Source organism: Candidatus Schekmanbacteria bacterium RIFCSPLOWO2_02_FULL_38_14 (assembly GCA_001790855.1).
In the GTDB taxonomy this organism is placed as follows: domain Bacteria; phylum Schekmanbacteria; class GWA2-38-11; order GWA2-38-11; family GWA2-38-11; genus 2-02-FULL-38-14-A.
The window spans coordinates 59415-83034 of sequence record MGDH01000010.1 but is presented as its reverse complement, the minus strand read 5'-3'; the positions used below and the strand labels follow the sequence as shown (position 1 = coordinate 83034).

Genomic DNA, 23620 nt, shown 5'->3' with positions numbered 1-23620 from the left:
ATTAAGGGACTTATATGAAAAAGATTTTGGTTGCAGATGATGAACCTATAAAAAGAGTTACTGTTACTGATTTTCTGTCAAAGAATGGATATGAAGTCATTTCCTGTGAAAATGCAATAGAAGGATTTGACAGGTTTAAGAAAGAAAACCCTGATATAGTAATAACTGACTTAAAAATGCCAGAGATGGATGGAATAGAATTTTTAAAAGAGATAAAGAAAATCGATTCTGAGGCTGTTGTAATAATGATGACCGCTTATGCAACTGTGGAGACAGCCGTAGAGGCTATGAAGCAGGGGGCTTATGATTACATTACCAAACCCTTTGAGCTTGATGAACTTTTGCTGATGTTTAAGCGGATTGAAGAATTTCAAAGGTTAAAATCTGAAAACCTTGAGCTTAAGGAAAAGCTGTTTGAAAAATACGAATGCTGCAATATTGTCGGGAAAAGCAAAATAATGAGAGAAATCTATGAGTTAATTTCATGTATTGCAAATACCCAGAGCACTGTTCTGGTTCAGGGTGAAAGCGGAACAGGAAAAGAACTGGTTGCCAATGCAATTCATTATAACAGCAAAAGAAGAAATAACCCTTTGATAAAGGTTAACTGTGCTGTGTTTAATGAGAACCTTCTTGAATCTGAGCTTTTTGGCCATGAAAAAGGTTCATTTACTGGTGCAATAGGCAGAAAACCTGGCAGGTTTGAGCTCGCTAATGGAGGAACAATTTTTTTTGATGACATTGATGACCTGCCTCTTTCAATACAGGTTAAGCTATTAAGGGTTTTGCAGGAGAGAGAATTTGAAAGAGTAGGAGGAACAAATCCTATCAAGGTTGATATACGAGTAATAGCAGCAACAAAAGAGAACTTATTAGAAAAAGTCAGAAATGGAGAGTTCCGCAAGGACCTTTATTACAGGATTAATGTTGTGAACATAGAATTGCCGCCTTTAAGGGAGAGGAGTGAGGATATTGCGCTATTGTTTGATTATTTCCTGAAAAAATTCTGCAAACGCGAGGCAAAAGAGATTCCAAAAATAGAGCCTGAAGCTATGCAGGAGTTAATTTCTTACTATTGGCCCGGAAATGTGAGAGAGCTTGAAAATATAGTTGAGCAGATGGTTACAGTAATGAAAGGAGATATGCTAACAGCAGATATGGTAAAGAAAAGAATAGATTATTTTCAGTATACAGGTTCTTTTGTTGATGTTACAAAACTTCATCCTGATAACAGGGTATTTAATGAAATAATGGAACAGGCAGAAAAAGAATTGATAGCATGGGCTTTAAATGAGAGCAAAGGGAATAAAACTATTGGCGCGCAGCTTTTAAAAATGAAGAGGTCGACATTCTGCGATAAAGTAAATAAATACGGGCTTGAGAATGATGTTGGTGACGGAAATACGGAAACTTAAAACGGGAATTCGTTGAATAAAATTAAATAATAAAAACAAATAGTTATATAAGACTTCACTAGATTTTTTTTAAACCACTGCCTGAAATTCTGCAAAACAAGCAACTTTCATTCAATCAAAACAGGTTCTTAATTTTATTTTAAAAGATAAATATTTATTATCTTTTCAGATACTTAAACCCCTCAGTCAAATTCTGCTAAATCTTCTGGCATGGAATTTGCTTAGTTTTTTGTGTTCTGCTTATAGTCAATAGGAGGTGGTGAGAGAGAATTGATATAATTAGTTAAAAATTTCAATACGTTAAGTTTTGTTCCTTTGAAAGGGGGGTATATGAGAAAATTTCGGTTTTTGATTTTATTCATAATGATTGGGGTATTTATAATACCTATAAGTGCTTTTGCTGCAATATCAAAAATTAAAGTAACAGCAATAGTGCCAAAGCTTATAAAGCAAAACGATACAAAAACAATTACCATAAAGGGTAGTGGGTTTAAACAGAATGCAGAGGTAAATTTGGGTCAAGGGATTACTGTACTCTCAACAACAGTGAAAAGTAGAGAAATAAAGGTGCAGGTTGAAGTAGCCCTTGATGCAAAGATTGGTTACAGAACCATAATAGTTGAAAATACTAATGGGAAAAAAGCAAAGAAGTTAAAGGGATTAAAGGTTCAGAAATGCATAAATGACTGCGAGGAGCCTGTGCCTTTTACCGGCAATCCCATCCCCATCCATGACAAGAATTCAAGCCAATATAGAACAGATTGCACAAATGCTTCATGTCATAAGGGTATTCTGAAAGAAACAAGCTTGAATTCTTCAATTGATACATTCCATGTCCTTAAAATACTAAAACTTTCCATTATTCCCGGGAAAACTAATGATGCGAAATGCCTGTACTGCCACAAGAATACAGATATTGTGGAACGTTCTGCCGGGAGTTTAAGAAAAAATGTTGATGTTGCAATATGCTATCCATGCCATGCTCCAGGAAGTATAGGTAAAGAATTTTATAAAGAATAAAAGGAGGGGAGAATGAACACAAAAAACTCGTTTAAAAAAATAAAAAATACAGGTTTTGGAAACAAGGCTAAGGTTTCCAGAAGAACATTTCTTAAGGTAAGCAGTGTTGTTGCAGGCACAACAGCAGCTCTTTCAGGTTTTGAGTTGAAAAACCTCTATGCCTTAAATGACCCTGACCCAAATGTAGGCGATACAGGTGTAAAAGTAATCCGTACTGCCTGCATGATGTGCAATGCAGGATGCGGCATTCAGGTTAAAATTGACAGCAGTGGCATCGTACAGAAGATCGAAGGGAATCCCTTCTGTCCGCATACAAATGATTATTCAACAGCAGGCACAGAGGCAGCTCTAACAGATATTTCAGAACCTGATAAAAATTCAGGTACGCCTTGTGGTCGTGGCAATGCAGGAATAAAGACCCTTTATGACCCTTACAGGGTTAAAACTCCTTTGAAAAGGACAGGTGCAAGGGGTGAAGAAAAATGGCAGGCTATCTCATGGAAGCAGGCATTTAATGAGATAATCAATGGGGGGACTCTTCCTGAAGGCTCTTTTATAGGATTGTCTGCTATAAGAGGCACTCCTGATTCATCAAAGCGTGTTTCAGAAAAACTGACATCTTCTGATACTGACTATGCAAATGAAGCAAAATCAGGCGATGCTTCAAACTTCGGCTTTAAGGCAAATCAATATGTCTGGATAAGAGGAAGGGACCAGATTTCCCAGATAACAAAAAGATTTAATGAATCCTTTGGGACAGTAAATCATATTGAGCATAGCTCTTTGTGCAATACCAATTATGCTGTGCCAACTAAAACAACATTTACCGGTCCTAAAAAAGCTTCTTATAAGTACATGAGGGTTGACCTTGACAATGTGGAATATCTAATTCTCTTAGGAACAAATCCACTTGAGGCAAATGTGGGGACTCCTTTCTGGGCAAGAAAACTGATGGCAATGAAGGCAAATGGTGGCAAAATCGTTGTGGTTGACCCATTTTTCACGCATACTGCCTCAAAAGCTGACCAGTGGGTTCCAATAAAACCCGGCACAGACCTTGCTCTTGTCATGGGAATGATAAGATGGATAATAGAAAACAACAAGCACTTGAGTGCTTATCTTTCCATTCCAAATGAATCAGCGGCAAGCACAGCAGGATATAAAAACTATACTGATGCAACATTTCTGGTAGAAACTGCGAGTGGTAAAGGCGAGGAATTTCTGACTGCTTCTGCTGCAGGTTTAACAGAAGGAGTAACAACCCTTTCTTCAGCTATAACATCCTCTGACAAAGTTATTCCTGTTGCGGACACAAGTACCTTTCCTTCAAAGGGTTTTATAAAAATTGGTGATGAGGTAATCTATTATCCGGCAAAGGATGATACAAATAAAACGCTTGGAACCTCTGCAAGCGGTTGCACAAGGGGAAGCTTCAACACAAAGGCTGCTTCAGCAAGTAGCGGAGCTATTGCATCAATTGCCTTTACTGTGGAAAAAAGCGATGGTTCAATTGTGCCATATACTTCTGCTGATACTGCAAAACTTGAATCCTCTGGAACAAAAAATAGTCTTAATTATTCCACAGCTTTTAAGCTGTTAAAAGATGAGGTGATGAGTAAGGAACTTTCAGAATGGGCAAGCCTTTGTGATGTGAGTGGAACTACTATTCAGACTTTGGCAAGCGATTTATCCGATAGCAGCAAAAAGACTTGTTTAGAAGCTTATAGAGGTGCCTGGGGGCATCCAAATGGATATCAGACTTCAAGAGCTATAAACATTCTCAATACCATCATTGGCAGAGTAGATAAAGTTGGGGGTTATTGCACAGGTCCAAGGTTTGGAGGAAAAGAGCCTTCAAGAGCTGTTTCAAGCGGTCTTACAAGTGGTGTAAGGGTTGACAGAGCAGGTTCAAAATATGAGGGAACTGAACCCACACCAACAAGGCAGTGGTATTATCTCGCAAGTGTAATAAGCCAGGAAGCAATCCCGAGCATGGCAGTAAGTTATCCTTACAAATATAAGGCACTGATGCTTTATTGCTTTAACCCTGCTTATACTCAACCAAATAGCCAGGGAGTAAGGGATGCTCTGACGAAGAAGGATGGTTCAAGCTATGTTATTCCTCTTGTAGTCTCCTGCACAATCTTTATGGATGAGACTGCAGCGCTTTCAGATTATATCCTTCCTGACAGCACCTATCTTGAGAGGTATTCAACTCCATTTACAAGTTATCCAACATTAAAAACAAAGGCTGGCACAATTAGAAGACCTGTAATCGGCTCATATAAACAGATTACAATAGGAGATAGAACTGCGTGGATTTATATCCCTGCTGATGCAGAATTAACTGGAAGCTCTTTCAGTGATATTTCAGCTCTTCTTGATGCATGGAATGGTCCTATGCCATATGATGAACAGTTGATTCAGATGGCAAAGCTTTTAGACCTTCCAAATTTTGGGACTGATGGAATAGGCACAGGTAAGCATCTTGATACAGCCTATTCGTTCTGGGATGAAGCCTTTAAAGCAGGGGATTTCTCTTCGGGTTTAGGAAGTGAAGGTCAAACCAGCGGACCTGGAGATAGTAGTACTGAATATATGAAGATGGCTGGTAGATGGGAGAATCCGGCTCAGATTGAAGATTCAAGTGCACCAGACTGGATAAAAAACAAATATGGTGACCTTATCAGCATCTTTTCAGAAAAGGTTGCCCATGCAAAGAATGCGTTGACAGGTGAAGAATACTCAGGAATCCCGAAATGGGAAGAACCGAATATTGGGCTTAAAGGAACCTTAATTGAAGAAGTTACTGGATATGACTACACTCTGAACACATATAAGAGAGCATGGCAAGTTCAGTCAAGGTCAACAAGCAATGAATGGCTCCTTGAACTCCAGCCTGAAGGGTTTATATATCTTAGCTCCACAGATGCAGGAAGTCTTGGAGTAAGAACAGGTGACATAGTCAAAGTAACTTCATCCAATGGACAGAGTACACAGGGCAAGGTCAGAGTAATAAATGGGCTTCGCCAAAAATCAGTTGTTATTGACCACCATTTTGGAAGAGAATGGTTTGGTTCAAAACCTTATAAAGTTGATAGCGTAGATTCAGCCTATGACTCAAAAATCGGTGTAGGTCCTAATGGCAATTTGGTCCAGCGAGGAGACCCCGATTTCCCTGAACTATGCCTTACAGACCCGATTTCTGGTCAGGCATGTTTCTATATAAGTAAAGTTAAGGTTGAAAAGGTTTTAAGTTAAAATAAAAATTTGAAAGGAGGCTTAAAGAATGAGCCAGTTAGGTTTTACAATAAATCTTGCTAAATGTGCTGGATGCAGAGCTTGTGCTGTAGCTTGCAATGCTGAGTTAAATACTGTAAAAGGAACAAGATATAGAGCAGTTATTGAAAAGCAGGGAGGGACAGAAACAGAGCCAAAAAGGCTTTTTGTGACAATGTCATGCTTTCATTGTGAAGAGCCTGCGTGCCTGAAATCTTGCCCTGTTGAAGCAATAAGCAAGGATGCAAATTTCGGAGTTGTGCTTATTGATGATAGTAAATGTATTGGATGCAAGTATTGCGCAACGGTGTGTCCCTATGGGGCTCCAAGGTTTAATGGGAGCACAAAGAAGATGGAGAAATGCTCGCTTTGCGCTCATAGGGTTTTAAACAGTGCAGGAAGTGCTCTTACAGGTTTAAAGCCTGCATGCGTTAATACCTGCATTGGGAAAGCCCTTAGCTTTGGTGAAGACGTTGGCAATACAGGAACTGTTCCTGAGAAGTTTTCTTCAAGAAGCTATACAAATCCATCAGTAACATTTGAGTGGGGTTGGATTACAGCGTGGTAATATTAGAAATACTCAGTAGAAACCAACTCCTACATGGAGTTCAGGTAAAGAGATTATTGTTTGGGGTTGGTTTCTACTTTTAAAATTATGTTGGAAAAGGGAAATGAAAATTTTATTAATTTAGCGTGGGAGAGAAGTAATTTTTACTTTTTCCTTTCCTCTTTATTTTTGACTACTCCCACTGCAGATACCCTTGGAACTTTAAGAGAGATTGCAGCCTTTTCGGTAAATTCATCTTTTATTTCTAATGGAACAAAACAACTTATTTCTGAGTTAGAAAATATAAACAACGAAGATTTTAGAAGCCTTGTTCAGGAATACCATGATTTGTTTAAGGTTCCTCTTTCGAAATTTGTTACCCCTTATGAATCAGTGTATCGCCATGGTTGTATGAGCGGAAAGTCTGGGGTTGATGTTAAAAAAATTTATACCAGACTTGGATTTCAGATTCCCAATGAATACCATGAACTTCCAGACCATATCGGAACAGAGCTTGCTTTTATGGCTACTCTCTGCAAGGAAGAAGAAAAAGCTTATAAGGAAAATAATCCTAAACTTATAACCTCCCTTCAGAAAATGGAAAAGAAGTTCTTAAAAGAGCACATTCTGTGCTGGCTTCCAGATTTATGTGAAAAAATTTTTGAAAAAACAAAAAATAATTTTTATCTCGCCATTGCGAAAATCACCCTTGACTTTGTCCTTTCTGATAGCAATACATTAAATTGTGCATTTATAAAAGGATGATCATAAAGAGAGTAGAACAGGCGTCTCGCCTGTTTATTTAGATATATTATGCTTGAATCAAAAATAATTAATAAGGCGCTGGAGAGTTTTACGAGAAAGGACATAATTATCATTCCTGAACTCTGCCCGACTGTAAGGTCTCCCAAGTCAAAATGCAGAAGATGCGTTGAATTCTGTCCGGCTGGCTCAATCAGTATAGAAAATAATATTTCTATAGATGATAAATGCATTGAATGCGGTTGCTGCATTTCAGCCTGCCCGAACGGTGTTTTTGACTCTGAAACCAAGAACGATTTTTCAATAATATCCATTGCAGAGGATTTTCTTAAGAATAATCCTGAAAGGGTTGTGAGGTTTACGTGTGAAAAAGGGATTGAGGAAAATGTTGATTTAATTTCCTTAAAATGCGTTGGAAGGCTTACGGAAAACATCCTCATCCATCTGGTTTTAAAGAGGTCAGGCAGAATAGAGATAAAGGTTCCGGATTGTAAAGGATGTAGCATTGAAAAGGGAAAGGCGCTTTTTCATGAGATAAGGCAATTAGCTATCTTTATTATTCATTCATTAGGGTTAGAAGGAGATAGCATTCAGGTCCTTGGTGAGTTCTCTGAATTTAAGAAGGGTGAGGGCAAGGTTAAAAGAGAAGAGAATCTGGACAGGAGAAAATTCTTTAAAAGAATAAAAAGCAAAGTAATGTTAGAGACAACTAATACTCTGGCTAATCTGTATAAATCTGAAAATAAGGAAGAAATACCTGGTGCGCAGACCAGGAAATTCCAGAATCATAAAAGGCCGCATTTGGTGAGTCTCTTAAAGGATTCTAATCAGGAAGAGAAAGTTTTATCTCCTGATACCTTTATTCCTTTTGCAACAGCCTTTATCAGAGAAAACTGCATGGGTTGTAATGTTTGCGACGTTCTCTGCCCAACAGGAGCTATAAGCAGGATTTCTGATGAAGCCTTTATTAAGATTTATTTTAATGAGCAGAGATGCACAAACTGCAGGCTTTGTCAGGATGTTTGTCTTGTAAAGGCAATCGGAGTACAGCCAAGGCTAAGCATGAAAAAGCTGACTGAAGACAAAATGGTTGAGCTTGTTAGATTAAAGAAGAGAGTATGCCATCGCTGCAAAGGCGAATTTGTTGGAACAGAGAATATATGTCCTCTGTGTGAGAAAAGACGAAGAAACTTATAACTCCTCACCTTATACTAAATTTTTCTTCTCTTCCATAACCCCAATCCAACCAGTCCACTTCCTATCAGTTTTTTAAAAATCGCTTTTGTTTTCACTTTCATTATTTTCTCCTTTTATTTTTTGCTTCTTTTCTGCCAAAGGGCAATTCCTGCCACCTGCGAATCCTTGCTAACAGGTTCCACAAACAGAATGTGGTCTCTGTTAAGTATCATCCTGTCAGGCTTGTGCCACTCGTTACCTCTTTTTATCAGGGTGTTGTTAACCTGATTTGTCTGCTGGTTGACTTGTGACTAAATATAATAGATATCCTTTTGACAATATCCTGTAAATTATGCTCATAATTAATATAAGGCTTAAGGTGTCAAGGATTGGAGGGTTTAAAATTTTAGTTTAAGGTTTTAATTGGAGTGTAATGTGTTAGGTATTTCTACTGTATGGCAGTCAGGTAAAATAAAAAATGGAGAGGAACTTCTAAGTAAGATATATGAGCTTGGAATAGGTGCTCTTGAACTTGAATATAGGATAGATGAAGAGACTTACAAGCAGATGAAGCCTTTTTTGAAAAATGGCAAATTAAAGATTTTATCTGTTCATAATTTTTTTCCCGTGTCTGATATTCTGGAAACAGGAAGCGGAGATGCCTTTCTGTTGTCTTCACCTGAAGAGGATGAGAGAAAAAAGGCTGTAGAATATACAATCAGAACCATAGAGCACGCAAATGACCTTGAAGCAAGGGCAGTTGTGCTTCATCTTGGGAATACAGGAATGGATTCTTATAAGAGAGAGTTTTTTGAGTTTTATGATGATGGGGAAATAAACTCTGAGAGGTTTTTAAAGTTTTTAGATGAGATAAAAAGCGAGCGTAATAAAGCAAAAGCGAGGTTTTTTGATGCTGTACTTTTCAGTCTTGAAAAACTTAATAAAACTGCAGAAAAAGAAAATGTGATGCTTGGAATTGAGAACAGGTATTATTTCCACCAGATTCCTGATTTTGAGGAGATGGAAATGATTTTTAGAAAGTTTAATGGTTCAAACATCTGTTACTGGCATGATGTTGGGCATGCGGAAACATGGCAGAATTTAGGTTTAAAAAAGCATGAAGACTGGCTAAAGGGCTATGGAGAGAAATTGCTTGGTATTCATCTTCATGACTGTGAAGGCTATAGGGACCATAAAGCACCGGGAAATGGTAAGGTTGACTTCGAAATGATAAAGAAATATTTAAAACCTGAAACCATAAAAATAATTGAAGTAGAGCCCGAGGTAACAGATGAAAGCCTTAAGGAAGGAATTGTGTATTTAAAGAATGTTGGGATTGAATAATTAGATGAAAAAGAGTTTTAATTCAGGAGCAGGAAAAACCCTGAAAGAAATCATTCATGCCCTTCCGGACGGGATGATGGTCGTTGACAGGAATTTCTGTATCAATGTTTTTAATTCATCAATGGAAGAACTAAGCGGGATTTCATTTAACAGGGTTCAGGGCAAGTCACTTTTTGAATTTTTTTCTGAAAATATTAATCTAATTGAGCTTGTAAAAAAAACAATGTCTTTAGAAATTACTTTTTCTGACTACGAGACAGACTACATTAAAAAAGACAGGAGTAAAATACCTGTCAGCATTACCACTTCGCCGCTGATTTCCAACAAGGGAGAAACTGAAGGGACAGTTGTAATAATAAAAAATTTGACAATGATTAAAAGACTTGAAGAAAGGACTCTTAATCTTGAGAAAATGCAGATTTCAGGGGTTCTGGCTGCAGGGATAGTGCACGAAATAAGAAATCCTCTTGGAGGTATAAGGGGCGCGGCGCAGCTGCTTCTTGAAGAAATTGAGGACAATAAAGAGCAGAAAGAATACATAAATATTATAATTCAGGAGGTTGAAAGGCTTTCAAGACTTACTAACAGTCTTATGGAGTTAACAACGCGAAAAAAAAATTTCTTTGAACAGTGCAATATCCACAGCATACTTGATCAGGTAATACTTTTGGAAAAAACAAAAATTAATCCTGATAAGATAATATTCAGCAGAACCTATGACCCAAGCCTTCCTGATATCCTTGCTTCAAAGGATTCTCTTTTTCAGGTATTTCACAATATAATAAAAAACAGTCTTGAAGAGCTTGGTGAAAAAGGGAATATTGATATAAGGACTAAATTTTCCCAGGAATATCATCCTGTCTCCAAAGACACCGCGAGAAAGCAGTACATTCTTGTTGAGATTCAGGATAGTGGCAGAGGCATATCTCCGGAAATCAGAAAAAATCTTTTTACTCCCTTCTGCACATCAAAACCCGGCGGAGTCGGGTTGGGGTTAGCTTTGTCCCTTAAAATTATTGAAGAGCATAACGGGTTTATAAGGGTTGAGAGCGAAGAAGGAAAGGGAGCCATTTTTAAGATTTATCTGCCTCTTCCTTAATTTTTATCCTCCAAAAAATTTTTTCTTTATTATATTCTTCCCATGAGAGGGATTTAAAAACCTCATAATCCTTGTTACCTTGCATTTCAAATGGCGCATTTTATTGCGTTTCAATTGTCGCAAATAATAATTAGAAAACTTGGGACAGGGTTTCGTCGTGAGCTCAGCCGAACGGTTTATCACTGTCCAATCTGATGTAGCAGCAGAGCCTTGCTTTGCCAATGACAGGACAACCATGTAGGGACAAACCCTTGTGGTTGTCCCTACATTTAATTCTCAAGGATAAGATATTGCAATATCTCTGAATGCTGAAAACTGAAAACTGCTTGACAAAAGAAAGGGGGGTGTTACAGTTTACAGTAGAAAAAAGAGTTGGATGTGTCAGAAATTCAAACTGCTTTAAATAGTGTGAATTATCGGGTGCATAAGACGAGGCTCCGAAAACGGATGACGGAGGCAAGATGCGATGGTACAAGGGGTTGGAGCAAACGGCCGTCGGATGCTCCCCCTGTTTAGGCGGAAAGGGACAGTCTGCTTCCACCGGTTTATACAGTCTGTCCAATACATGTTATGCCTTTTAAAAAGTAAAAATTGGAAGGAGGTCAAATTATGGCTTTAGTAAAAGAACAAATGAACAGAATTATTCAGGAACAGCCAGATGATAGTTCGTATGATGAAATTCTTCGTGAATTAGCATTTAATCGGATGGTTGAAAGAGGTCTTGCCGACTCTGATTCTAATAGAACTATAAACAATGAGGAAATGAAACATAGAATTAAAACATGGCAAAAATAAATTGGACAGCAGAGTCAGAGCAGTGGCTAAAAGATATCCATGATTATGTTTTTCAAGATAATCCTAATGCAGCAATTCGTACTGTAGAGGCTATTTACAACAAAGCTCAGTTACTATTGGAATTTCCAGAAATGGGTTATAAATACAAACATAAGCCAGAACGTAATATCCGAATTTTACTTTATGGTCATTATAGAATTGCCTATCTTGTAAAACACTCTGGAGATATTGATATATTGGGTGTATTTCATGGGTCATTAGACATTGAACGTTATATTTACTAATATTATTCAAAGTAGGCATAACCAGTTGCTCCACCTGACCCAAAACAGCGGTGCTTTTTTCGTAGGCTTAATTCCTATAAATGTTTTATGATTTATCAATATTTTATCTGCTTTTTGTTTTGGGCAGGTGAGTTCTGTCGTTATTCTTTAACTCTATAATCGTGCAGATAACTTTTCTCTATTTTTACATACTTTCCTTCACGGGTCTGTTTTAAAAAGGTTAATAACGCTTTCTTTCCTTTCTGTCTCAATTCTTTTCTCTTTGCTTCAATGATTTTTCCCCGAGGCTTCTGAAAAAGTATGGTTTAATTACAGGAGCGTGACAATCTCAAATCCCCCCCCCAACCCCCCTTTTCTAAAGGGGGGATAGAGAGGGATTGTTGCGGGGCAATTCATTATATCTTGTTGTAATGTAAAAAAGTTCTTGATATAATTTAAATTAAAAAGGAACAGAAACTCAATGGAAAAGAAAAGAATCTTAATAGTAGATGACGAAGAGAGCCTGCTGAAAGTAATAAAGAGGTCTTTGGAAAAAAAGGGATATATTGCAGATACTGCGAAGGAGGGGAAGAAGGCTCTCAATCTGGTAAAGGATGCAAAATACGATATTGTCCTGCTTGATGTGAGAATGCCGGGAATGAGCGGTTTTGAGGTTTTAAGCGAGATAAAAAAAATAGCTCCTGATATTTTTGTTGTTATGATGACTGCCCAGAACACTATGGACAATGCAATAGAAGCAATGAAAAAGGGAGCCTATGATTACCTTACAAAACCATTTGACCTTGATGAATTAAATTTGCTGATGGAGAAGATAAACAGGCTTATTGACTTGCAGGGAGAGGTAAAAGCCTTAAGGGCTGAACTTGAAGAACAACAGCATAAGTGGACAATTATCGGGAAGAGCCAGAGAATGCAGGAAATATTCAAGGCTATAGGGAAAGTGGCAAACAGCGATGCAACAGTTTTGCTTTTGGGTGAAAGCGGGACAGGGAAAGAGCTTGTGGCAAGAATGATTCATAATCACAGCAGAAGAACCGGAAGCCCTTTTATAAAAGTCAACTGTGCTGCAATACCAAGAGACCTTCTTGAGAGTGAGCTTTTCGGGCACAGAAAAGGGGCTTTTACAGGAGCAATCGATACCCAGTCAGGTAAATTTGTTCAGGCGCAGAACGGGACCCTGTTTCTGGATGAGATTGGAGAAATGGATTTTAATCTTCAGGGAAAAATACTGAGAGTTCTTCAGGATAAGGAGATTGACAGGGTTGGCGAAGGGGTTCCGATAGCGGTTGATGTCAGAATAATAGCAGCTACAAATATTGACATTGAAAAAGCTGTTAGAGATAAGAATTTCAGGGAAGACCTTTACTACCGGCTGAATGTTTTCCCGATAAAACTCCCCCCTCTCAGAGAGAGAAAAGAGGATATTCCGGAGCTTGTGAAATATTTCATAAAAAAGTTTTCTGATGAGATGTCATTGAATGTCAGGTCAATTTCTGAAAAAGCAGTTGAGAAACTGATGGAATATAACTGGCCCGGAAATGTCAGGGAGCTTGAAAATTCAATTTTAAGAGCAATGCTTATGTCAGGAGGAAAAATCCTGTCTGAGAAGGAGTTCCCTTTTATCATTGAAACTGAAGCTGTTGATGAGAAAATCTCTTTGTATTTTTCTGTCAAGGCAAAGTTTTACAAGATTCTCCGGGGAAAAAAGGGAGAAAGGATATTTTCAGACATTCAAAGAGAAGTAGATGAAGCCCTTATAAAGCTTGCTTTGAAGGAATCAGGCAACAGCCAGTCAAAAGCAGCAAAGCTTCTTGGAATAAACAGGAATACTTTGAGGAAGAAGATAAAAGAAATGAACTTAAAACAGTTTTGAACATTTGAATTTTGAAAATTTGTGCTTGTTTAGAATTTAGAAATTAGGATTTAGTATTTCTTTTAAATACGAAGTCAGAGTTTTTCAAGAGGAGATTTCATGAGAAGAGAGATTATAAATAATTTTGAGAATAATGGATGTTTTGTATGCGGACAGAGGAATCCTATAGGATTTAAATTAAAATTTTATATAGAGGATGACAAAAGAGTTGTTTCTGAATGTACACCTTCAGAAGAATATTGCGGCTTTTCAAAGGTCTTTCATGGCGGACTTCAGAGCACTTTGCTTGATGACCTCACAATATGGACTCTTATTGGTCTGAGAAAGAGGCTTGGCGCAACATTAACATTAAAGATTGATTATTTAAAACCCCTCTATATCGGAGAAGCAATTTTTCTTAAAGGAGAGATAGTTTCAGAGGAAGATAGCATTGCTTACGTAAGGGGAGAGTTGATAAATAAGAGAGGGGATGTTTGCACACGGGCTGAATCAAAAATCCTGCTAATCTCAAAAAATCTTTTCAAAAAATTTTCCGGGCTAAAAGAGATTCCAAAGGGCTGGGGAGCGTTGCTGTAATGTAGGAACAGATATTCACAGGCTGACGAATTCAATTTTGTCATTGCGAGGAGCGACAGCGACGTGGCAATCTCAAATCCCCCTCTATCCCCCTTTTCTAAAGGGGGAGAAAACTGAGATTGCGGAGTTTATCCCGAACGAGATTGCCTGCCTGCCGGCAGGCAGGCGCCTGACCTACTGAGCTTCGAGGAATTCTGAGATTAAATAAAACAATGAAAAGTGTTATTGCTCACAATAAACTCCTTGAGATATACAACATTCTCTTAAAGGAGTTCGGACCAAGAAACTGGTGGCCCGCAAGGACAAGGTTTGAAGTTATTGTTGGAGCTATTTTAACCCAGAATACCGCGTGGAAAAATGTAGAAAAAGCCATTTCAAATCTATATGCAAAGAGGGTTCTTTCTTTTAAAGGAATAAAAGAGATAAATGAGAAAAGTCTTGCAGAGTTTGTAAAGCCATCAGGCTATTTTAACCAGAAGGCTAAAAAGCTTAAGGCATTTGTAGAGTTTGCAACTGATGAGTACAATGGTTCTCTGTCTCGTATGGCAAAGGAAGAACATATGCTCTTAAGGGACAAACTACTCGGAATTTTTGGCATAGGGAATGAGACAGCGGACAGCATCCTTCTTTATGCTTTTGAGAAGCCTGTTTTTGTGGTTGATGCATATACTCAGAGGATTTTCAGCCGTCACGGGTTTATTCCAGAAAATAGTTCTTATGATGATACTCAGCGATTTTTCATGAGAAACCTTCCGGAGGATACCCACATATATAATGAGTATCACGCTTTGATTGTCTGTGTTGGCAATAGATTCTGCCGCTCAAGACCTGATTGTGAACAATGCCCGTTACGTGGAATAAGTTCAAATGACAAAGGACAAAGTTTAAAATAGCTATAAGTTATAACCTGTAAGCTTTAAGCAGGGACTTTCTTGTTTTTCCATAAGGGAAGTCCTGTTACTTCGTCAAATCCCCTAATCAATAGCTCTCCTTCAATCTCAAATATCCAAAACTCGCAGGCAAAAATTGTGGTTCCGGGCATCAGATGTCCTCCAAAGGAATTCCCTTCGGAGTCAGATAAAACAATATGGGCATGTACCATTGTTTTATCATCCTTTATTGATATGTTTCCGTTGAGGCTTAGTATCTCGAGAGGCTTATCGAATTGATGTTTCAGATATTTTTTTTCTGTCTGATTATAAAAACCAACAGTTGCATTTTTTACAGCTCCAATAGCTGTAAGGATTCCGGTTTTTATCTTTTTATCTGAACAAATTTTTTCAAGCTCAGCAAGGAGGTCTCCTCCGTGCAGTAATTTGCCCATAAAAAGATTTTTTATTGAATAAGGATTTACCATATCTATAATCCCATGCTTTTATACCTGTCAGCATTATCAGGAAGGACAGTTACTACATATTTAAACTCCTGAGCCACCTCTATTGCCGCAATCACATTAGCTCCGCTGCTTATCCCGACATTTAGCCCAAGCTCTTTAAATAGAGTTTTAGCCATGCTGATAGCATCATCAGATTTTATAGCTTTTACTCCGTTCACAAAGCTCATATCAACAAGGTCAGGAATAAACCCGTCTCCTATTCCCTGAATTTTATGAATGCCGGGCTCTCTCCCGCTCATTACAGCAGATTCAGCAGGCTCTACGGCAAAGGTTTTTATATCTGGAAATTCCCGCAGTAGTCGCGCCCTTACTCCCATCAGGGTTCCGCCTGTTCCTGTTCCTGCGACAAAGGCATCTATTTCTTTTCCCGGTTCCCTTTCCCTGAACTGTTCAACAATTTCCCTTCCGGTTGTTACAATGTGGGCAATGATATTTGCGTAATTGCTGAATTGCCTTGGAATAAAGGTATTTGGCTCGCGGCTTATCTCATAGGCTTTTTTTACAGCGCCTTCAAAGTCGCTGTCTCCAACAAGGACAATCTCTGCTCCTAAGGAGCTTATCTTTTCCATTCTCTCAGTGCTCATGTTTTGCGGTATTACGACTATCATCTTGTAGCCTTTTTCCTTTGCCACCATTGAAAGGCTTATTCCAGTGTTGCCGCTTGTTGCTTCTACTATTCTGTCGCCGGGTTTCAGTTCTCCTGTCTCTTCAGCAATCTCAATCATAAATTTTGCAATTCTGTCCTTAATGCTTCCACCCGGATTTTTTGATTCATCCTTGGCATAGATTTTAGAGCCGGGTTTTGCAAGCCTGCTCAAATCCACCATTGGAGTATTGCCGATTGCATCTAATATTCCCATATATCCCTCGTTTTGGTTATTTTAGAAAAAAATTATTGTAATCTCAAATACCAGAATCCAAATGACAAATCAATGTCAAAATCCAAATACTGAAAGTTTTAATCCAAGAATTCCTCGAAGCTCTGCTTCTATGTATAATTAGTATTCATTGTCATTTCCGCGAAGGTGGGAATCGTTACGAGCCTTTGGTTTACAGAGAGACATGAAAATAATCAGGCGTCTCGCCTGTCCGAGAGTATTTTAGGGTCAATGATGCTAATTAAATTGGACAGCAGAGGATTTATTCCAATCTTTATTTTACTACTTTAAAAAACCTCTTCTCTAAAATTGACCTTTATTCTACTGTGCTCTCAAGACCTTAAATTTCTCGTTAAGGCTTGTGCCATAGGTAGTTTTTACTCTGACAGAAACAATCTTTTCCTTCTTTCCTGCAAACATATCAGGGACTGTAACAATAATGCTATCGTTGTTCCATTTGAAGGAGGCAAGACACTTCCTTTTTGCAGGCTACCTGTCCCTGCCTGCGGTAGGCAGGTGCCGACAGGCAGGAAGCCTGTGGCTACCAATCATTGAATAACCTATAGGATTAAAACATCTTGAAAAATCTTTAAAATTAAAGTATCTAAAATATAACAACCTTTAGATGGCATAATATTACGCAGGCTAGCCTGCGGCTACAGATTATACAAAGCAAGGGTTAACTCTTTGAAAAGATTTAATAAAGTTTTAGAATCAGCAATAGAGGAAGAGAGGGTATTCTTAATTAAAACTGTGGTTAAAAGAGGTGATATATCAGAAACTCTTGAAAGGATAGGGGATACAATTAGGAAAAGATTTTCAAAAAAAAATGAAAAATAAGGAATTTTCAGGCAAAATGGCTTGACAAAAAATATTAGTGATATATATTTAGTTAGATAAATTTCACAAGTAATCTACTGTTTTTAAATCATAAAAGGGTTCTCCCTTTTTTTATTTTATCAAATAAGTTCTGTGAGCATAAAAGAGAAATTAACCTCTGACCTTAAAGAATCGCTTAAATCAGGCGATAAAGCGAAACTCTCTGTTGTCAGAATGCTGCTTTCATCAATAAAAAATAAAGAAATTGATAAACGGGGAGAGTTATCAGAGGATGAAGGACTTGATGTTTTATCACATGCTGCAAAACTCAGGAAAGAATCAATAGAAGAATTTGCTAAAGGAGGAAGAGAAGATCTTGTTCAGAAAGAAAAGGAGGAGCTTAAAGTAGTTGAAAATTATTTGCCGGAACAGTTATCAGAGGATAAACTTAAAGAAATTGCAAAGCTGGCAATATTGGAAGTAAGCGCAACATCTGCGAAAGATATCGGGAAGGTAATGAAAATTTTAATGCCAAGACTTAAGGGTAAGGCTGACGGAAAGATAGTAAATAAAATAGTTCAGCAAGCCTTAGAGAGTCAAGGATGAAGGCTTTCATATATAAAAAGATATTTAATACAAACAATCTCCTCATCTCCTATATAGTTATCAGGTTAAGGGGAATATGGTAGGAAGAGGAGAAGGATATGGGGTATTAAAAAAAATTCCTTCCTTCTTGAAAAGCGTATTTTCAACAGTAAAATTCATCATCAGCATTATTGTAATAAATAAGACTTTTATACCCGGATTGGAAAATAACAGGAATTTATTATGAAATTAAGTGAAATCTATAAAACGGTTATTCAGAAAGGGATTGACTTTGACCCGCGAGGGAGAGAACCAATTGAAAAATTCTTCAGGCTTCAGAGAGAAGCGTATGATGAGCTTAAGGAGGATAAGAAGGAGTATTTTGACAAGGAAAGGCTTTCAAATCCGTTTGCTGATACCAGAATTCTTTTTGGCTCCCCTGAGCTTGAAGTAAAAAGGATTCTTGTTGGAATAGATATTGAAATAGGAGAGGTAGTCTTAGCTGACAGGCTCAGAGAAAAAGGAGAAAAAATTGACCTTACAATAGCTCATCATCCCGAAGGAAGGGCAATGGCTAATTTTTATGAAGTAATGCATATGCAGGCAGATATACTGAATAAATTTGGAGTACCAATAAATGTAGCTGAAGGGATTTTAGAGCCAAGGATTAAAGAAGTTTCAAGAAAGGTTATGCCTTCTAACTATAACAGAACAGTTGATGCTGCAAGGTTGTTGAATATACCTATTATGTGCGTTCATACCCCTTCTGATAATGCTGTTACCAGCTTTTTGCAGAAGGGGTTTGATGACAAAAAGCCTTATTATGTCAAAGAGGTTATGGATTTTTTAAACGATATTCCGGAATACAAAACATCAAAGCTTAACCAGAATGTGCCAGCTATTCTTGTTGGGTCAGAGAAAAAAAGAACAGGTAAAATTTTTGTAGATATGACAGGAGGAACAGGAGGGTCTAAAGAGGCTTTTGAGAAGCTTTCCCATACTGAAATCGGAACGATTGTTGGAATGCATATCAGCGAAGACCATCTTAAAGAAGCTGAGAAAAATCACATAAATGTAATCATAGCAGGGCATATAGCAAGTGATTCTCTTGGAATGAACCTGATGCTGGACGAGCTTTTAAAGATAGAAAAGATGGAGGTTTTTCAGTGTTCAGGTTTTACAAGGGTTGCGAGAGTGTAGAAAACAGGTATCGGGACAGGAGAGATGCCGTTGTTAAAATGAAGGGTTTTTGCGGTGAGCGGATTTATTCCAGAAGAAAAAATTGAAGAAATCAGAGCAACCAGTGATATTTTTGAAGTTATCTCTGGCTATATAACTTTAAACAGGTCTGGTAAAAATTATAAAGGGTTATGTCCGTTTCACCATGAGAAAACTCCTTCTTTTATTGTTTCATCTGAAAAGCAGATGTTCCACTGTTTTGGATGCGGTCAGGGAGGCAACGTATTTTCATTTTTAATGAAATATGAAAATTTATCTTTTCCTGAAGCGGTATTGTCTGTTGCTAAAAGATACGGGATACAGATAAAACTTACACGGGATGATAAAAGTGAGAAGTTTGTTGGAAAAAAAGAGATTCTCTATGGAGTAAATTCGCTGGCAAATGAATTTTTTAAAAAAACATTAAAGGAAACCAGCGAGGGGAAGGCTGCTCTGGAGTATTTAAGAAAAAGAGGTATTGAGGAGGGTTCTTTTAAAGATTTTAACATAGGATATGCATTATCAGAGTGGGATTCTCTGGTAAAATACTTAGGGAGAAAGGGATATTCTGAAGAAATAATCCTGGAATCAGGTTTGGCAGTTCAAAGAGAAAATAAAAGCGGCAGCTATGACAGGTTCCGTAAAAGGATAATTTTTCCAATATTTCATATAAATGGAGAGATAATTGGGTTTGGTGGAAGGAATCTGGATGATTCGTTGCCAAAATATATAAATAGCCCTGAAACATTGATTTATAAAAAGGGCGAAAGCCTATATGGACTCCATATTGCCAAGGAGAGAATAAAAACTGATAATTGCTGTATAGTTATGGAAGGATATGTTGATGTTGTAACAGCTCACAGATTTGGATTCAAGAATTCTTTGGCATCACTTGGAACTGCTTTAACAGAAAAGCAATTGAGGCTTATTAAAAGCTTAACAGGGAATATCATATTTATCTATGATGCTGACAGAGCAGGAATTAATGCGGTCCTGAGAGCATGGGAAGGGGTTTTGAAAACAGGACTTTGCGGAAAGGTTGTTGTATTACCTGAGGGAGATGACCCTGATAGTTTTTTAAACTCAAAAGGGACTGAAGATTTTAAAGCATTAATTAATAGCAGCAAGGATATAGGAGAATATATAATTGACAGATCTGTTGAAGGATATAATTTATCAACAACCTCAGACAGGTCACAGGCTTTAACCAAAGTTCTTAAAGTGCTTGAGTCTGTAATGTGCATACTCAGGCTTGCTGATTATGCAAATTATTTAGTAAGTAAACTTGGAGTGAAAGAAGAGTTTCTTTATGAGGCTATTAAATATGACAGGAAAAAAGATATAACATTTGTACCTTTAAAAGAAGAAACAAGGAAGATTCAGCTTGATTCTCTTGAGGTTCATCTTATTCAGTTAATGCTGACTTCAAAAGAGGTTGCAACAAGGGTTTTTGACAATATAAGTTCTGATGATTTTGAAGTGCCGCTTCTTAAAAAAATTGCAATAGAGATAGCAAACTCAATAAAAAGCAATAAAGAATTTGAGCCAAACAGGATTATGAATATTATGGCTGATGAGGAAGTTAATGACCTGATATCAGCTTTTTTGTTTAAGAGCGAAGATTGGCAGGATATAGAAAAGGCAATATCTGACTGCATTAAACAGATGCAAAAGAGAAAAGCAAAAAAAACGCTTAACAATATTGAGGACGAACTTAAGCTTGCTAAAGGGAAAGGAGATGAAAATACTTTAGACAAACTTTTAGAGCAAAAATATAAATTGTACACTTTTTTAAAAAGCACAAAATTTTTAGAAAATTAGATTAGAGGAGAATTTTTTCTATGGAAAATAGAAATCTTATAGAAGTAAGGCAACTGATTTCAGAAGGGAAGAAAAAAGGATTTTTAACATTTGATGAAGTAAATGAAATGCTACCTCCTGACCTGACTGATTCTGAGCAGATTGATGACATAATGATGCTTTTTGATGAAATGGATATTGAAATTATTGATTCTAAACCTGTTCAAAAGAAGGAAGAAGAAGTTACTGAAGAGTCTTTGGAAGAGCCGGATGAAGAAGACAAGATAGAAGATGAAAAACTCATTTTAATGTCTGAAATGTATGGAAAGACTGACGACCCCGTCAGGATGTATTTAAGGGAGATGGGCTCTGTATCTCTTCTTAGCAGAGAAGGAGAAGTAGAAATAGCGAAAAAGATTGAAAGGTTTGAGAATCAGATTATAAATTCCATCATCACAACTCCTTTGGCAATAAGAGAAGTTGTTTCAATGGGAGACAGGCTCAAAAAAGGGAGACTGAAGATAGGTAATGTAATCAGCATAAGTGATTTTGATGAACTGTATTCAGAGAAAGCGAAGAAAGAGGAAAAAAGGGTTTTAGATATTATAGATAAAATTAGGAATAAGGATAAAGAATATTCAAAAACCTTAAAGGTATTTAACAAACTTAATTCTGGAAGTGAAGAGCATGGAAAATGGAAACGGAAGCTTTCCTTGATTCATGATGAAATCGTTAATCTGATAAAAAATATACAGATGAGCAGCAGGCAGATTGACAGGATTGCATCAAAACTGGAAGTAATAGCTGAGAGAATATCAAAAGCTGAAGATGAGATAAGGGAGTTTGAGATAAAGATAAAAAAACTTTCTTTGCAATCCCATAGTTATTCGCAAAAGCAGACAAAGAAAAAAGGAAAAAGCAGCAATGTTGCAGGCAATAAAAAGCTTGCCAGGGAGACAAATGAACTTGGAAAAGCAATTAAAAGCTCAAGGCGTAAAATAAGAAAAGTTGAGCTTGAAGCAAATCTTTCAGGCGGGCAGATTAAAACTGCTGTGATGTTGATAAACGAGGGAAGATTAAAGGATAAGCTGGCTAAATCAGAGCTTGCAAAGGCAAACCTGCGGCTAGTTGTCAGTATTGCTAAAAAATATACTAACAGGGGTTTGCAGTTCCTTGACCTGATACAGGAAGGGAATATCGGGCTTATGAAGGCAGTTGAAAAATTTGAGTACAAGAGAGGTTATAAGTTTTCAACATATGCAACATGGTGGATAAGACAAGCTATTACCAGAGCAATTGCAGATCAGGCAAAGACTATCAGGATACCGGTTCATATGATAGAGACTATAAATAAACTTATCAGGACTTCTAGGCATCTTGTTCAGGAAATAGGAAGGGAGCCAACTCCGGAAGAAATTGCTGAGAAAATGGAGCTTCCAGAGGAGAAAATCAGAAAAGTTCTTAAAATTGCTAAAGAGCCAATATCTCTTGAAACTCCGATTGGGGAGGAAGATGACAGCCATTTGGGGGATTTTATAGAAGATACAAAAGCTATATCTCCTGCTGATGCGGTAATAGGGATAAACTTAAGGGAAAAGACCAGAGAGGTTTTAAAAACCTTAACACCAAGGGAAGAAAAGGTGTTGAGAATGCGTTTTGGCATAGATGTAAATGCAGAGCATACGCTTGAGGAAGTAGGGAAGGATTTTAGTGTTACAAGAGAAAGAATAAGGCAGATAGAAGCAAAGGCTTTAAGGAAGCTAAGGCATATAAGCCGTTCTAAAAAGCTAAAACCTTTTGTGAGTTGGCCTGAGATTGGTTAAAATAAATCAGGGCCCATAGCTCAGCTGGAAGAGCCACCGGCTCATAACCGGTAGGTCCCTGGTTCGAACCCAGGTGGGCCCAAGGCACAATATATAAAAAACAGGGTTTGTGAATTGATGCAGAATATCAAGAATGATGGTGTCTTCCTTAATAATAAGGGAGAGAAAAAGAGAGTGCAGAAACGCACTCTCTTTTTTTATTTATGGAAGGGAGTGAAAGGAATTGAATGAAGAGCTGAAACTTTTAATAAACTTACAGAATCTGGATTTTAAAATTTTGGAATTAGAGAGATTAAAAAATAATATTCCAAAAGAAATTGAAGAAAGAAAAGCGAGTCTCGACTCTGCTGAAGAGGAATATAAAAATAAAGAGTCTGAACAAAAGGAGACGCAGAAGACAATACGTATCAAGGAAGGGGCTCTTAATGATGAAATGGAGCATTTAAAGAAAACTCAGGTTAAACTCAATGAAGTAAAAACTAACAAAGAATATTCTGCCATTTTAAGTGAAATTGATTCTATAAAGAAAAATAAGGATAAATTTGAGGAAGAAATAATAATGCTTCTTGACAGTGTTGAACTTATAAAGAAAGGAATAAACGAGGCGAGGAAAAAAGTTGATGCTGAAAAAGTGGCATGGGAAGGTATAGTAAAGGAAAAGGAAAAAGAACTTAAAAGCTTGGAAGAAGAAATAAGAAAAACTCAACTTGAGCGTGAGAATATAATTGGAAAAACTGAAACAAAGCTTGTGCAGGTTTACCAGAAATTATCAGACCATAAAGATAAGTTAGCAATGGCAGAAGTTAAAAATATGTCCTGCCAGGGATGTTTTATTAAAGTTTTGCCTCAAAAATATAATGAACTCAAGTCAGGTGAAAATATAATATTCTGTTCTAACTGCCAGAGAATCCTTTATTGCCAGGAATGAAGG

The 23620-nt window shown here is 37.4% G+C and carries 20 protein-coding genes and 1 tRNA gene; 19 read left to right on the top strand and 2 right to left on the bottom strand.

Translation table 11 applies throughout. The features are described from left to right. Positions 1 to 14 precede the first annotated feature (14 nt). The 13 genes from A3H37_11095 (at position 15) to A3H37_11035 (ending at position 15063) form a co-directional block, all read left to right on the top strand. Complete coding sequence (locus A3H37_11095) at positions 15 to 1415, top strand: hypothetical protein (protein ID OGL51014.1); 1401 nt, start codon at positions 15 to 17, stop codon at positions 1413 to 1415. A gap of 330 nt (positions 1416 to 1745) precedes the next feature. After that, positions 1746 to 2435 carry a hypothetical protein gene (locus A3H37_11090; protein OGL51013.1) on the top strand — a complete coding sequence of 230 codons (690 nt, stop codon included), beginning with the start codon at positions 1746 to 1748 and terminating at the stop codon, positions 2433 to 2435. A gap of 12 nt (positions 2436 to 2447) precedes the next feature. Continuing rightward, a complete protein-coding gene (locus tag A3H37_11085) occupies positions 2448 to 5696 on the top strand; it encodes a hypothetical protein (GenBank protein ID OGL51012.1) in 3249 nt (1082 codons plus the stop codon). Between the two features lie 28 nt (positions 5697 to 5724). Further along, positions 5725 to 6282 (top strand): hypothetical protein, encoded by a 558-nt coding sequence (locus A3H37_11080; protein OGL51011.1) that lies wholly within the window; start codon positions 5725 to 5727, stop codon positions 6280 to 6282. Between the two features lie 60 nt (positions 6283 to 6342). Continuing rightward, a complete protein-coding gene (locus A3H37_11075) occupies positions 6343 to 7026 on the top strand; it encodes a hypothetical protein (protein ID OGL51010.1) in 684 nt (227 codons plus the stop codon). A gap of 48 nt (positions 7027 to 7074) precedes the next feature. After that, positions 7075 to 8220, top strand: a complete 1146-nt coding sequence (locus tag A3H37_11070) for a hypothetical protein (protein OGL51009.1) — start codon at positions 7075 to 7077, stop codon at positions 8218 to 8220. Positions 8221 to 8634: 414 nt separating this feature from the next. Continuing rightward, complete coding sequence (locus A3H37_11065) at positions 8635 to 9543, top strand: hypothetical protein (protein OGL51008.1); 909 nt, start codon at positions 8635 to 8637, stop codon at positions 9541 to 9543. 4 nt (positions 9544 to 9547) lie between these two features. Beyond that, complete coding sequence (locus A3H37_11060) at positions 9548 to 10642, top strand: hypothetical protein (protein OGL51007.1); 1095 nt, start codon at positions 9548 to 9550, stop codon at positions 10640 to 10642. Positions 10643 to 11251: 609 nt separating this feature from the next. Further along, positions 11252 to 11437 carry a hypothetical protein gene (locus tag A3H37_11055; GenBank protein OGL51006.1) on the top strand — a complete coding sequence of 62 codons (186 nt, stop codon included), beginning with the start codon at positions 11252 to 11254 and terminating at the stop codon, positions 11435 to 11437. Next, positions 11425 to 11721, top strand: coding sequence for a plasmid stabilization protein (locus tag A3H37_11050; GenBank protein OGL51005.1), 297 nt, complete (start codon positions 11425 to 11427; stop codon positions 11719 to 11721). The genes A3H37_11055 and A3H37_11050 overlap by 13 nt, the downstream gene beginning before the upstream one ends. A gap of 460 nt (positions 11722 to 12181) precedes the next feature. Next, the gene (locus tag A3H37_11045; GenBank protein ID OGL51004.1) at positions 12182 to 13594 is read left to right on the top strand and encodes a two-component system response regulator; all 1413 of its coding nucleotides are present in this window, start codon (positions 12182 to 12184) and stop codon (positions 13592 to 13594) included. A 99-nt stretch (positions 13595 to 13693) separates the two neighbouring features. Then, the gene (locus A3H37_11040; GenBank protein ID OGL51003.1) at positions 13694 to 14170 is read left to right on the top strand and encodes a hypothetical protein; all 477 of its coding nucleotides are present in this window, start codon (positions 13694 to 13696) and stop codon (positions 14168 to 14170) included. A 212-nt stretch (positions 14171 to 14382) separates the two neighbouring features. Further along, positions 14383 to 15063 carry an endonuclease gene (locus A3H37_11035; GenBank protein OGL51002.1) on the top strand — a complete coding sequence of 227 codons (681 nt, stop codon included), beginning with the start codon at positions 14383 to 14385 and terminating at the stop codon, positions 15061 to 15063. Between the two features lie 23 nt (positions 15064 to 15086). Here A3H37_11035 and A3H37_11030 read toward each other — a convergent pair whose 3' ends face one another. Further along, the gene (locus A3H37_11030; protein OGL51001.1) at positions 15087 to 15527 is read right to left on the bottom strand and encodes a DNA-binding protein; all 441 of its coding nucleotides are present in this window, start codon (positions 15525 to 15527) and stop codon (positions 15087 to 15089) included. A gap of 2 nt (positions 15528 to 15529) precedes the next feature. Next, positions 15530 to 16426, bottom strand: a complete 897-nt coding sequence (locus A3H37_11025) for a hypothetical protein (GenBank protein ID OGL51000.1) — start codon at positions 16424 to 16426, stop codon at positions 15530 to 15532. 990 nt (positions 16427 to 17416) lie between these two features. On the opposite strand from A3H37_11025, the gene A3H37_11020 reads away from it, so the two are divergent. From A3H37_11020 to A3H37_10995, 6 genes are all read left to right on the top strand, one after another. Next, complete coding sequence (locus tag A3H37_11020; GenBank protein OGL50999.1) at positions 17417 to 17869, top strand: glutamyl-tRNA amidotransferase; 453 nt, start codon at positions 17417 to 17419, stop codon at positions 17867 to 17869. A gap of 222 nt (positions 17870 to 18091) precedes the next feature. After that, positions 18092 to 19048, top strand: a complete 957-nt coding sequence (locus tag A3H37_11015) for an NGG1p interacting factor NIF3 (GenBank protein OGL50998.1) — start codon at positions 18092 to 18094, stop codon at positions 19046 to 19048. 54 nt (positions 19049 to 19102) lie between these two features. Next, complete coding sequence (locus tag A3H37_11010) at positions 19103 to 20887, top strand: DNA primase (GenBank protein OGL50997.1); 1785 nt, start codon at positions 19103 to 19105, stop codon at positions 20885 to 20887. A gap of 20 nt (positions 20888 to 20907) precedes the next feature. Beyond that, complete coding sequence (locus tag A3H37_11005) at positions 20908 to 22689, top strand: RNA polymerase sigma factor RpoD (protein ID OGL50996.1); 1782 nt, start codon at positions 20908 to 20910, stop codon at positions 22687 to 22689. A 9-nt stretch (positions 22690 to 22698) separates the two neighbouring features. Continuing rightward, positions 22699 to 22771 (top strand) — tRNA-Met (locus A3H37_11000). 141 nt (positions 22772 to 22912) lie between these two features. After that, positions 22913 to 23617, top strand: a complete 705-nt coding sequence (locus A3H37_10995; protein ID OGL50995.1) for a hypothetical protein — start codon at positions 22913 to 22915, stop codon at positions 23615 to 23617. The last annotated feature ends 3 nt before the right edge of the window (positions 23618 to 23620 follow it).